The 12,537-nt window shown below is 73.4% G+C and carries 10 protein-coding genes; 4 read left to right on the plus strand and 6 right to left on the minus strand.

The window, feature by feature from the left end; translation table 11 throughout:
- Nucleotides 1–5: 5 nt before the first annotated feature.
- Together ABZ386_RS13305 and ABZ386_RS13310 are read right to left on the minus strand one after the other, a co-directional pair.
- Nucleotides 6–1,418 carry an RICIN domain-containing protein gene (locus tag ABZ386_RS13305; protein ID WP_351334990.1) on the minus strand — a complete coding sequence of 471 codons (1,413 nt, stop codon included), beginning with the start codon at nt 1,416–1,418 and terminating at the stop codon, nt 6–8.
- Nucleotide 1,419: 1 nt separating this feature from the next.
- Nucleotides 1,420–2,517 (minus strand): glycoside hydrolase family 43 protein, encoded by a 1,098-nt coding sequence (locus tag ABZ386_RS13310; protein ID WP_358964763.1) that lies wholly within the window; start codon nt 2,515–2,517, stop codon nt 1,420–1,422.
- 163 nt (nt 2,518–2,680) lie between these two features.
- On the opposite strand from ABZ386_RS13310, the gene ABZ386_RS13315 reads away from it, so the two are divergent.
- Entirely contained in the window at nt 2,681–2,866 is a 186-nt protein-coding gene (locus ABZ386_RS13315) for a DUF1737 domain-containing protein (protein WP_351334985.1), read from the plus strand.
- Nucleotides 2,867–2,912: 46 nt separating this feature from the next.
- Nucleotides 2,913–5,027: an autotransporter-associated beta strand repeat-containing protein gene (locus ABZ386_RS13320; RefSeq protein ID WP_356616869.1), complete on the plus strand. Its 2,115-nt coding sequence runs from the start codon at nt 2,913–2,915 to the stop codon at nt 5,025–5,027.
- A 66-nt stretch (nt 5,028–5,093) separates the two neighbouring features.
- Here ABZ386_RS13320 and ABZ386_RS13325 read toward each other — a convergent pair whose 3' ends face one another.
- Entirely contained in the window at nt 5,094–6,212 is a 1,119-nt protein-coding gene (locus ABZ386_RS13325; protein WP_358964764.1) for an aminoglycoside phosphotransferase, read from the minus strand.
- A gap of 9 nt (nt 6,213–6,221) precedes the next feature.
- On the minus strand, nt 6,222–7,610 hold the full coding sequence (locus ABZ386_RS13330) for an amino acid permease (protein ID WP_355721131.1): 1,389 nt from the start codon (nt 7,608–7,610) through the stop codon (nt 6,222–6,224).
- A 130-nt stretch (nt 7,611–7,740) separates the two neighbouring features.
- On the opposite strand from ABZ386_RS13330, the gene mmuM reads away from it, so the two are divergent.
- Nucleotides 7,741–8,652 carry a homocysteine S-methyltransferase gene (gene mmuM / locus ABZ386_RS13335; protein WP_351334973.1) on the plus strand — a complete coding sequence of 304 codons (912 nt, stop codon included), beginning with the start codon at nt 7,741–7,743 and terminating at the stop codon, nt 8,650–8,652.
- A gap of 349 nt (nt 8,653–9,001) precedes the next feature.
- Nucleotides 9,002–10,060, plus strand: a complete 1,059-nt coding sequence (locus tag ABZ386_RS13340) for a LacI family DNA-binding transcriptional regulator (RefSeq protein ID WP_351334971.1) — start codon at nt 9,002–9,004, stop codon at nt 10,058–10,060.
- An 11-nt stretch (nt 10,061–10,071) separates the two neighbouring features.
- Here the strand turns inward: ABZ386_RS13340 and ABZ386_RS13345 are convergent, their stop codons facing one another.
- The gene (locus tag ABZ386_RS13345; protein WP_356616871.1) at nt 10,072–10,917 is read right to left on the minus strand and encodes a hypothetical protein; all 846 of its coding nucleotides are present in this window, start codon (nt 10,915–10,917) and stop codon (nt 10,072–10,074) included.
- A gap of 473 nt (nt 10,918–11,390) precedes the next feature.
- Nucleotides 11,391–12,536: an FAD-dependent monooxygenase gene (locus ABZ386_RS13350; RefSeq protein ID WP_356499805.1), complete on the minus strand. Its 1,146-nt coding sequence runs from the start codon at nt 12,534–12,536 to the stop codon at nt 11,391–11,393.
- Nucleotide 12,537 lies beyond the last annotated feature (1 nt).

The following is a 12,537-nucleotide window of genomic DNA, read 5'->3' on the forward strand; positions in this document are numbered from 1 at the left end:
GCCGGTCAGGTCCCGCGCGTCCACTGCTGGTTGGTTCCGCCGTTGCACGTGTACGTGATGAGCGCGGCGCCGTTGGCGGTGGACGCGCCGTTCACGTCCAGGCACTCGCCGGACGCGCGGGACTTGACGTTCACGTACGAGCCGGTGGTGGTGAGCGACCACTGCTGGCTCGTGGCGGAGGCGTTGCAGTTCTCCTGCGTGACCGTGCTCGCGTTCTCCTGCACGCACAGCGAGCTGTTCCTGACCATCAGCTGGTAGTAACCGCTTCCGACGGACTTGAACCAGTACTTCTGGTTGGCGCCGCCGTTGCAGTCGTACTGCTTGATCTGGGCGCCCGGCCAGAGCGACTGACTCGTGACGTCCGCGCACTTGGCGGAGTGGCGGGCGATGAGCGTGTTGTACGTGGCGTTCGTGCCGCCGATGGTCCCGGCGGCCGTGTCGATGGTGACCTCCGGCGACCAGGACATGGACATGGTGGTCGAGTTGGAGAAGGTCAGCGGCAGCCACACGTACCGGGAGTCGTTGACGGTGCCGCCGAAGGAGTTGCCCCAGCGGTCGCCCATGTACAGGTACGAGGTGCCGGAACTGCCCTGCACCGGCAGGACGTAGGCGGTCTGCGAGCCGAACGTGGTCGAGTCGCCGATGTTCTTCATGGCCGACCAGGGGCCGGCGATGTTCGTGGCGGTGGCGTACTGCTGCTGGTTGGGGTTCCAGCCCGTGGCGCCCGAGGTCAGCATGAAGTACACGCCGTTCCGCTTGAACAGGGCGGGGGCCTCGCGGTGGCCGCTGGGCCAGGGGTTGGCGACCAGGCTCGCGATGCCGGTGTAGTCGGCGGTGAGGCGGTAGATCTGCAGGTCGTAGTTCTCCCGGGCGGCGGAGATCATGTAGCCGGCGCCGTCGGTGTCGGTGAAGACCGTGATGTCACGGGACATGTGCTGGCCGAGCGGCCGGAAGCTGCCCTTCCAGGTGTAGTTCCCGTCGACGGTGTCGGAGACGGCGACCGCGGCGCGGGCCTGGCTGTAGTCGACGCCGTTCTCCTTGTGCATCCACATCACGAACTTGCCGGTGGACGCGTTGTACATGACCTTCGGCCGCTCGATGTTGGCGGTCGCCAGCTCCGGGTCGCTGGCCTCGGTCAGGACGTGGTTGCGGAACTCCCAGTTCTTCAGGTCGGTCGAGCGGTAGGCGTCGACGTACCGGAAGGTGTTGTCGGCGTTGCGGTGCTCGCCGAACCAGTAGTAGTACGAGCCGACCTTGATGACCCCGCCGCCGTGGGCGTGGACGGGGTTGCCCGAGGTGTCCGTGAACTGGGTGCCGTTGGTGATGGTCTGGGGCGCGGCCTGGGCGGGCCCGGCGGTGGCGAGGGCGCCGAACACGCCCAGGCACAGGGCGAGGAGGATGGCGTACGCACGTCTCATGTCAGTCACCTGCCGTGGCCGTGTCGGCGACCGGTATGCCGAAGTCGGGGGTGCCGTCCGGCTTCCAGCCGAGCTTCTGGACGCGGGTGTGGCGGTTGGGGTCGTTCAGCGGGTCGCCGTTGATCTCCTTGTACTGGCGGGCGTGATAGACGAGGACGTCGGTGCGGCCGTCCTCGGCGACCGTGAAGCAGTTGTGGCCGGGGCCGTACTGCTGGGTGGTGTCGTTGCTGGTGAAGACCGGGGTCGGCGACTTGGACCAGCTCATGGGGTCCAGGAGGTGGCTGTCGGCGTCGGCCGTCAGCAGGCCCATGCAGTAGTTGGAGTCGGTGGCGCTGGCCGAGTACGTCATGAACAGGCGGCCGTTGCGCTTGAGGACGTACGGGCCCTCGTTGACCTTGAAGCCGATGCGCTCCCAGTCGTACTCGGGGGTGGAGAGCCGCACCTGCGGGCCCTTCAGGGTCCAGGGGTTCGCCATCTCGGACAGGAAGATGCCGGTGTTGTTGTCCATCCCGGGCTCGTGCTGCGCCCAGGCCAGGTAGCGCTTGCCCCGGTGGGTGAAGGTGGTGGCGTCCAGGGAGAAGGTCTCCCAGGCCGTCTTGACCTGGCCCTTCTCCACCCAGGTGCCCTTGAAGGGGTTGGGGTGGGCGTTCTCCAGCACCCAGATGCGGATCGCCCAGACGTCCTCGGCGGGCGCGGAGGCGAAGTAGATGTACCACTTGCCGCCGATGCGGTGCAGTTCCGGCGCCCAGATGTGCGCGCCCATCGGGCCCGTGGGGTGGGCCCGCCAGATCACCGACTCGGCGGCGGTGCCCAGGCCGTTCAGGGTGCGGGAGCGGCGCAGGATGATGCGGTCGTACTCGGGGGCGGTGGCCGTGAAGTAGTAGAAGCCGTCCTTGTGCCGGTGGATGTGCGGGTCGGCGCGGTTGCGGACGAGCGGGTTCACGAAGGGGGCCGGCTTCGGGCGCCCGGCCGGGACGGCCGCCTGGGCCACGCCCGGGGCGGCGGGGATGGCGGCGAGGGCACCGGCGGCTGCGGCGCCCTTCAGCAGCAGTCTGCGACTGGGGGGTTCGGGCAGAGCGGGGTCGCGGTCGCGGCTCATGCGGAGGGGCCTGCCTCTCACTGGGGGACACACGGCGTCATCTGATGCGTCGTCTGACATCTCGAACACCATCTGTCATTACGAACGCCGAAAAAGGTAAGGGGGTGGCACGGGGAGGTCAACGGGTCTGACGGGACCAACAGACTCTGCGATCCTGCTCCTTATGAGCACACCACCCGACGACCTGCCCCGTTACCGCGTCCTGACCGGACCGGACGACGCCGCGTTCTGCCGGCGGGTGAGCGAGGCGCTCGACCTCGGCTACGAGCTGCACGGCGGCCCCGCCGTCACCTTCGACGGGGAGCGCGTCATCGTCGCCCAGGCACTGCTCCGGCCGAGGCGGCCGTAGCGAGTTTTTCTGTTATCGGCGGACCTCGCGATCCGTCTCCGGTCACGTGCGCAGCCTCACCCACACCACAGCAGCGGCCGCGGGCGTCCTCGCGGCGGTCGCGTCCCTGCTCGCCGCTCCCCCGGCGGTGGCCGCCGGGCCCCGGGACGTCACGGCCGACGTGCTCGCCGACCGGGACGTGACCCTCGCCGGCGACACGGTCGTCACCGTGCCGCCCGGGACGACGACGTACGACGGCGTCTTCCGGGGCGAGGGCACGCTCACGGTACGCGGCACCGGGACCCTGGTCCTCACCAAGGACAGCGACTTCACCCTTCCCCGGTCCCGGCAGCGGCAGCAGGTGCGGACACGGGGCGGCAACCACCCGTACGTCACGGTCACCCGCCCCGACCCGCCCGCGGTCACGGTCGAGCACGGGGCGACGCTCCAGTACGGCAACGGCGGTACGACGGGCCTGATCGGCCACTTCCCGTACGACACCCCGGCGTTCCGCCTCAACCAGGACAACATCCGGGTCGACGGCACCCTCCGGCTGTCCCTCAGGAGCGCCTACAACCTCGGCACCATCAGCGGCTCGGGGCTGATCACCCAGCCGAGGTTCCTGTGGGGCACCTGGGACCTGTCGGGCACCCACCCCTTCTCCGGCGTCATCGACAACGGCACGCAGCTGAACGCCGGCCGCCCGGAGTACGCGACCTCCCTGCCCCGCGTCCGCAAGGTGCTCAACCAGGGCACCTGGACCGTCGACACCCCGCTGGGGCAGACCGTCACCCTGGGCATGGACTTCTACCAGCGCGAGTACGGCAGCGACATCAACGTGCAGTCCAGGCCGGGCGGCAAGGTGGTCCTGACCGGGCAGTACAGCTGGTCGGACCGGGGCGGCGACACCGACCCCTCGCTCAGCGACCCGGCTCTGAACTGGACGCCCGCGCGGAAGAACGTCAACAAGCGCGGCACCAACATCAAGGGCGCCGACGTCCGGTGGGGCGACGGCACCACGGACCGGATCTTCATGCCGGGCACCGCGGAAACCGTCTACATCAACCTGCTGGCGGCCCGCTCCCGGTCGCGCCTCACCTTCGACTACAACGGCCCGGTGACCCTGGGCGCCCCCATCGGCGGCGGCAGGTTCCACGACACGCTCTCGGCCCCCGGCGCCGGCGACGTCGTCATCGCCGGCACCCCCGGCAACGACGTGACCTTCGCGGCCGTGCAGTACTACGACGGCTCGACGACGGTCGAGAAGGGCGCGGTGCTGCGGCTCGGCAGCGGGAAGCGGGGCGGCGACGGCGGGCTGTACACCGCGGGCCCCCACTACAAGGTCGTCAACAACGGCTCCCTGGTGCTGCGCAACACCGGCCGGCCCCTCACCCTGTCCCGGATCGGCGGCAGCGGCTCGCTCACCCAGTCGGGAGCCGCCACGACGACGCTGACGGGCCGCGCGGTGACGTACACCGGGACGACCACGGTCGCCCGGGGCACGCTGGCCCTGCGCCGGGGCGCCACGCTCGACCGCAGCGAGGCGGTCCGGCTCACGTCGGCCGCGGCCCGGCTGGACACGGGCCGGGCAGGCCTGCACGTGGCGAAGTCCCTCACCGGCAAGGGCACGGTGCGCGGCCCGGTCACCAGCGACGGCACGGTCACCACCGGACTCACCGTGGACGGCGCCTACACGCAGAGCGCGCGGGGCTCGCTGGTGCTGCGGGACGGGCCGTTGAAGGTGACGGGGGCGGTACGGCTGGCCGGAGACCTCGACCTGTCGGCCGCCGGGGCGCCCGGCCGGAAACGACCCGCCCGTGAGATCACCGTGATCGACCACACGGGCCGCGGCGCACCGGCGGGGACCTTCACCGGTCTGGCGGAGGGCGCCCGACTGAAACTGGCCGACACGACCTACCGCATCAGCTACCGGGCCGGCGACGGCAACGACGTCGCCCTGACGGCGGTCACCGCCCCGGGCCCCTCCCCCACCGCACCGGCGGTGTCCGGGTCCGGCGGGGTGGCGCCCCGCAGCGCCGGCGCGTCGGCGGGCGTCGGCTTCGGCTGGTGGCCCTACGCCCTCGGTCTCGCCCTCGCCGTCAGCCTCGCCGTACCGGTGGCGACCCGGCGGGGCCGGGGAGGGCGGCGGGGCGGACGCCACGCGGTCCGGGCCCGGCGGTGAGCATCGGGGAACCCGGGCGCCGGTGTCCGGCCGCCGTCCCCACGCAGGTGTGAGCCCCGGCGGCGGTCAGCGGCCGCTCGGTGCCTCGGGGAAGCCGAGTTGCGGGGCCAGCAGCCGGGCCTCGGCGGCCCACTCGGCGAGGAAGGCGAGGGTCAGGCCCCGTTCGCGGTAGCGGACGGCGGCGGCGACCGTGCCCGTACCGCCGTAGCCGACCGGCTCCTCGTCCGCCCTGGCCAGCAGCAGCGCGGTGAGCCAGTCGTACTTCACCGCGGAGGCGCACACGGCGAGGCGTACGAGGCGTTCGTCGCCGTGCCAGCCGCTCTCGCGCAGGCCGTGGACGTAGGCGTCGTAGGCCGACTTCGCCAGGCCGTGCAGCTCGGCGGCGGGGACGAAGTGGTCGAGGACGGTGTCGGGGAGGTAGTTGCCGAGGTCCTCGCCGAGGGCGCCGTCACCGGCGAAGGCCCAGTCGAGCAGGGCGCCGGTGTCGGGGCCGTCGGAACGGAGGTTCGCCGGCCACTGGTCGAGGTGGCAGAAGGCGCGGGGCAGGGACTCCATGACCGTGAGGAGCCACTCGCGGTCGTGATGGAGACGGACCATGTCCTCGCGCAGGCCGGGCCGGAAGTGGGACCGGACCAGGGGGTGCCGCCAGGCCTCGTCGTCGTCGAGCAGGGCCGCGCCCGTCGTCTTCCCCGCCGTGTAGTCGCGCAGGAACCGCCGGGACAGCCACGGCCGGTCCTCCCCCGCGCCGACCGCGCCCTGCGCCGCGCCGAGGCGCCGGGCGTGCTCGACGTGCCGGGCCAGGGGCCAGGTCGTCGCCGGTTCGCCCGGCACGTCCTCCAGCCACAGCGCCACGTCGCCGCCGGGGCGTTCGGCGCACTCCAGCAGCCGGGGCGCCCGGATGCCGTGCCGCTCCCAGACCCGGGCGAGCCCGGACCGGTAGACGTACGCCTCGCGGCGCCAGAAGTTCCAGTGGCGGGGGTCGTTGGACGCCGCCCAGGAGACGCCGGTCTCCTTCGTCCGCGTCAGCACCTTCAGCACGGCCGAGCGCCCGCCGCCGGTGACGCGCCACACCCCCGCCGTGACACCGTTCAGCGGGTTGTGCGGCAGCGGCTCGAACACCGCCTCGTCCGCCGGGACTCCCAGGACTTCACGTACTTCGGCTTGCGGGGCAGCGACCTCGGGCATCCCCCGATGCTATGCCGACGCCTCGGTCCTGTCCCCGCGTCCCCGCAGCCACACGTACACCGGGATCCCGGCGAACAGGAACAGCACGCCCTGGTAGACGGCCGCGTACCCGGCGCCCGCGATCAGCCAGAAGGAGAAGCCGAACGACAGCACGGCGACGGTGAGGTCGCGGGCGAGTCCGGCGGGGCGGACCCGGTCGCGGGTGCCGCGCGCCAGCCAGTACAGCTGGGCCGCCGCCGACAGCAGGTACGGCACGCAGCCGGTGAACGTGGTGATCAGGACGAGGACACGGAAGGTGGTGTCCGGGCCGGCCGTGTAGTTGAGGGCGATGAGAAGCGTGCCGAGCACGGCGCACGCCCAGACGCCGAAGCCGGGGACGCCGCCCTTGCCGACGCGGGCGAACGGCGCGGGGAAGAGGCCGTCCCGGGCGGCGGCGTACGGCATCTGCGCGGCCATGAGGATCCAGCCGTTGAGGCAGCCGGTGATCGAGGCGACCGCGACCAGGGCGATGGCGGTGCCGCCCCAGCCGCCGCCCGTGATGGCGTTGACGGCGTCGGCGAACGGGGCGCCGGAGTCGACCAGTTCGCGGTGCGGGACGAGGCCGAAGACGGCGACCGTGCCGAGGATGTAGACCAGGGCGGAGGCGAGGGTGCCGAGGACGCTCGCCCGGCCGACCGTGCGCTCCGGGTCGCGGACCTCGCCCGCGCTGACCGCCGCCGACTCCACCCCGAGGAAGCTGTAGAGCAGCAGCGCGGCGGAGGCGGCCAGCGCGCCGGAGACGCTCTGCCCGGAGGCGTTGAACGGGCCGAAGTTGTCCGCGTCGACGAAGAAGAGGCCGACCGTGGCGAGCAGGAGCAGCGGCACGAACTTCAGGACGGTGGAGACGACCTGCACCGCGCCGACCCAGCGGGTGCCCGCGAAGTTGGCGGCGGCGGGCAGCCACAGGGCAGCCATGGCGACGGCGGCCTGGAGGGCGTGGTTGCCGTGCAGGGGTATCAGGACGTCGACGTAGCCGACGACCGCGACGGCCAGGGCGGCGATGCTGACCCAGCACATCGTCCAGTACGACCAGGCCGACAGGAACCCGGCGAACTCGCCGAAGGCGTCCCGGGGGTAGACGTACAGCCCGCCGGTGACCGGGCTGCGCCGGGCCAGCCGGCCGAAGAGCAGCGCGAGCAGCACGGCTCCGACGGAGAGCACGAGGAAGGCGAGCAGGCTGACCGTGCCGTAGGGGGCGACGGTGGCGGGCAGGGCGAAGATGCCGCCGCCGATGATGTTGCCCATGACGAGGGCCGTGGCGGCGGCGAGGCCGAAGGTGCGGCGGGGGGCGGGCGCGGCGGCCGTGGCGGGGGCCGGCCCGGTGGGTTCGGCGGCCTCGGCGGGGCGGGGGACGGTCATGAGTGTTCCTGTACGGGCGGAGGGGGAGGGCCGTGATCGTAACCCGCCATCCCACATGTTGGGCGACCTGTTCATGTACTGGACACATTCGACTGGGGTCCGCCACCGGACGTCGACTACCGTCACCCCTATGACGAGCACCCTCACCCTCGCCGAAGCCCTCGCCGCCGGGACGGTCGTCCTGGACGGCGGCATGTCCAACCAGCTCGAGTCGGCCGGGCACGACCTGAGCGACGAGCTGTGGTCGGCGCGGCTGCTCGCCGAACAGCCGGAGGCGGTCACCGAGGCGCACCTCGCCTACTTCCGGGCGGGCGCCGACGTGGCGATCACCTCCAGCTACCAGGCCACGTTCGAGGGCTTCGCGAAGCGCGGGATCGACCACGACCGGGCGGCCGAACTCATGGCGCTGAGCGTGGAGTTGGCCCGGGAGGCGGCCCGCCGCGCGCGCGTGGCCCGGCCCCTGTGGGTGGCGGCGTCGGCCGGGCCGTACGGGGCGATGCTCGCGGACGGCTCGGAGTACCGGGGCCGCTACGGGCTGACGGTGGAGGAGCTGGAGCGTTTCCACCGGCCCCGCCTGGAGGTGCTGGCCTCGGCCCGCCCCGACGTCCTCGCCCTGGAGACGGTCCCGGACGCCGACGAGGCCGCGGCCCTGCTGCGGGCGGTGCGCGGGCTCGGGGTGCCGGCCTGGCTGACGTACTCCGTCGCGGGCGGCCGCACCCGGGCCGGGCAGCCGCTGGAGGAGGCCTTCGCCCTGGCGGCCGACGCGGACGAGGTGATCGCGGTGGGCGTGAACTGCTGCGCGCCCGAGGACGTGGACGCCGCTGCGGCGACCGCGGCGCGGGTCACCGGCAAGCCGGTCGTCGTCTACCCCAACAGCGGCGAGACCTGGGACGCCGAGGCACGCACCTGGACCGGCCACTCCTCCTTCACCACCGACCAGGTGCGCGGCTGGCAGCAGGCGGGGGCCCGACTGATCGGCGGCTGCTGCCGGGTGGGACCGGAGGCGATCACGGGGATCGCCGGGGCGTTGAGCGCGGCCTAGACGAGGCCGACGCGGGGCCGCCGGCGGGGACGCGCCCGCTCGGCGACGCCCGGCACTCCCATCCGCCGCGCTGGGCGGACGCCGCGGCCTCACGGGCACCCCGTGGGGCCGCCGCCGACGGCCCACCTCGGCGACGCCCGGCACACCCGCTCTCGCCCCACCAGGCGGACGACGCAGCCGCGCGGACACCCCTCCGGCCGCCCCGGCCGGCCCCTCACCAGTCCGCGCACACCCCTCCTCCCCTCCCCTCTCCGCTGCTAGCCTCCGTGATGGGAACCGGTTGCTACGGCGTTGCCGCAGTTCCCGAGGGGGTGGGCGCGGACCGGTGCCCGGGAGAGACGAGGCAGGCATGACGAGGAAGAGCGGGGACGCGAGCCGCAGCACCATCCGGGACGTGGCGGCCCGCGCGGGGGTCTCGGCGTCGACGGTGTCCCGGGTGCTCGGCGGCGTCTACCCGGTGAGCGCGGCGACGCGCGGCCGGGTGATGCGGGCGGTCCGGGACCTGGACTACGTGGCCGACGCGCGGGCGAAGGCGATCGCGGGCGTCGGCACGCCCACCCTCGCCTTCGTCCTGGAGGACATCACCGGCCCGTCGTTCGCGCACATGGCGCACGGCGTGGAGCGCGAGGCGACCCGGCTCGGTCACCTCTGCCTGGTGTGCAGTACGGAGGGCGACGTCCGGCACGAGCTGGAGTTCGTCGAGATGATGCGGGCCCAGCGGGCCGCCGCCGTGATCCTGGTCGGCGGCACGGCCGACACCCCCGAGTACCGCGAACGCACCCACCGCATGGCCGACTCCCTCGCCTCGGCCGGTTCCCGCCTGGTCCTCTGCGGCCGGCCGCCGCTGGACCCCGGCGCCCCGGTGACGGTCATCGAGTACGACAACGAGGGCGGCGCCTACACGCTCGTCGCGCACGTCCTCGCCCAGGGCCACCGCCGGGTGCTGTTCCTCGGCGGCCGGGCGGACCACACCACGGCCCTGGGCCGCGAGCGCGGCTACCTCGCGGCTCACCGGGCCCGCGGCCTCACCCCCGACCCGTCGCTCCTGCTGCACGGCGACTTCACGCGCGACGCGGGCCACCGCCTGATGCAGCAAGCCCTCAAGGAGGGGCTGGAGTTCACGGCGGTGGTGGCCGCCACGGACATGGTCGCGGCCGGTGCCCTCACCGCCCTGCACGAGGCGGGCCTGACGGTGCCGGGCGACGTCTCCCTCGCCGGCTACGACGACATCCCCTTCGCCCGCGACCTGCACCCCGCCCTGACGACGGTCCACGTCCCCTACGAGGAACTGGGCCGCCTCGCCGTCCGCACGGCCCTGGAGCACACGCCGGGCGCGGCGGACGAGCATCTGCTGCTGGGCACGCATGTGGTGGTGCGGGACTCGGTGGCGGCGCCCGCGGCGCGGTAGTCCCGCTCCGCTCAGACGGGTTCCTGCTCGCCCGGAGTCAGGCCGATCCACGTGTTCGCGTCCTCGATGACGACGTAGATGGGGTCCCTGCGGGCGTCCCAGTCCGTCGGCACGACGAGGTAGCGGCCGTCGCGTTCCAGGAGCAGCCGCAGGTTGGTGTAGCGGTAGCGGTGACGCCAGCCCTCCCGCAGGTCCTCCGGCTGCACCGACCGGGTGGGGAAGGACAGTCGCTCGGTGCTGAGGATGACGACACCGGTCCAGCTGACGACGTCGCGCGCGTGCGTCCTCGCGTCGCGGTCGCCCAACTGCCAGGCGGCCTGGGTCAGGGTCCAGAACAGGAACGCCGCGGCCGCCAGGATCACCACGGACCGGCTGCCGGCCTGCCACGGCCGGCCGTCCCGGGCCGGTCGGGTCTGTCCGAGCAGGAGTCCCACCGCGATGGTGAGCGGGGCCGTCCACGCATAGGGGTGAATGCGCGACCACATCAACAGCAGAGCCAGCCCGGCCGCGACGACGACCAGGTGCCACCGCGCCAGCGCCTCCCCCGCCGTCCGCAGACCCCGCCGCAGCGCACCGGGAACGGGCAGGTGCCCGGGGTTCCTCGACGCCTCGAGGACGAGCAGCCCCACGACCACGACGACCAGGACCTCGAACCGCAGCAGATGGAGGCTCTGCAGCACCAGTTGGGCGAAACCGAAGCCGAGGAAGCTGAGCGAGATGTGGTAGTAGGCGTAGTAGGCACTGGTGTAGATCGCCCCCAGGTAGAACATCAGGGCGGCGATGAAGGACGCCTGGGCCACGACGGCCTTGCCCAGCGTCAGCGCGTCGGCGCCGGGCTTGTCCCACGGCTCCGTCATGTGGTCATGGGGCCCGGAGGCGAGTCGGGCACCGCCGGTGGAGGGGCGGTCTGGGTCGGGGCCAGAGAAGGTCCTGGAGTCGCCCTGCGCGTACGCGTCGGCGGAGGCGGGGGCGGCGGAAGCTCCGAGCTGCCGGAATCCGCCGTGGCGTTGGGACCGGTGGTCGCGGACGCGGAACCGGAGACCGTCGCCTCGGGGGTGCCGGAGGTCGTGGACGCGGTCGGGAGTGTCTCCGAAGGCGACACCGTCGACCGCGTCGGTGTGGGGGACGTGTCGCCGCCGGGTTCGGACGAGTCGCCGCACGAAACGAGGAGCAGAACGCTCCCCCACACACCGGCACCGGCGAGCAGTCGCCGCGTTCGTCCACGCATGTCGCACCTCCGTGGACACGGAGCGTAATCCCGCCCCCGCTGACGACCGGATTCCACACGCCGGGCGCGCGAGACCGCCCTCGAACGGCCGAACGGCGGTGGTCACACCCGGGTGCGGGCCTCGGCGGTGGCCGACGGCTCCCGGGGCGTGGGGCGCCGGCGTTCCCAGAAGGGGTCTTCCGGCCAGCGCCGCTCCTGGCCGTAGGTCTCGGTGTGATGCCGCTCGTAGGCGTCCGTGATCCGGTCCAGGAACAGGGCGTAGTCCGCGAGGGCGGACGTCTCGCCGGACAGGCACCGGTCGACGGTCCGGCCGGCGCGGGCTCCGGAGTGCAGGGCCGTGAGGATGCCCTGGGAGGAGAGCGGGTCGAAGGCGACGGCGGCGTCTCCGGCGGCGATCCAGCCGGGGCCCGACGCCGGGTGCAGACGCAGCCCGTGGGCCGCGGTCCAGCGGGGTGCCGGGGCGTGGGCCGGGTCGTAGCCGTCGAGGCGGGTACGGACGTGGCGGGTGTCCCGGGCCGCGCGGAGGAATCCCTCCGGGGTGCGCAGCGCGGAGTCGGTGAGGTCGGAGTCGGTGAGATGCGCGACCAGCCGCCCGGCCGGCACTTTGGCCGTGTACCACCAGCCGCCGGGGACCGCCTCCACGAGCGTGCGGAGTTCCGCGTCCGGGGTGGGCCGGCCGGGGAGCCGTCGTCCGAACAGGGCGTAGACGGCCGTGAGCCGGTCCTGCTTGCGGCGCCGGCCCCGGCGACGGCCGATCACGGCGCGGCGGCCGGTGGCGTCCACGACCCAGTCGCAGCGCACCTCTTCGGGCCGGCCGTCGCCGCGGATCAGTACGCAACGGTCGCCCGCGTGCGCGGGGCGCGGCACGGCCTCGGCCCGGCGCAGCTCGGCCCCCGCGGCTTCGGCAGCGCTCCGCAGGAACGCGTCGAACCGGGCCCGGTCGAGGTGCCAGCCGGGTCCGTGCGGGTCGTGGAGGTGGCTTCGGCCGTGGAGCCGCTCCGATCCCCAGGAGGCGTACGTCCCCACGCACCGCAGGTGCGGCCCCGCGGCGAACCCTGGCCACAGGCCCAGGTCCTGGAGCAGCGGCCTGGCCGCGGGCGGCAGGGTCTCGCCGACCCGGAACGGGGACGGCCCGGGGCCGTCCGCGCCCTTGTCGACCAGCAGGACCCGGCGGCCGGCCCGTGCCAGGACCAGCGCCGCGACGGCGCCCGCCGGGCCGCCCCCGGCCACGATCACCTCGTAGGTCACC

It is taken from the genome of Streptomyces sp. NPDC006140, from assembly GCF_040628815.1.
In the GTDB taxonomy this organism is placed as follows: domain Bacteria; phylum Actinomycetota; class Actinomycetes; order Streptomycetales; family Streptomycetaceae; genus Streptomyces.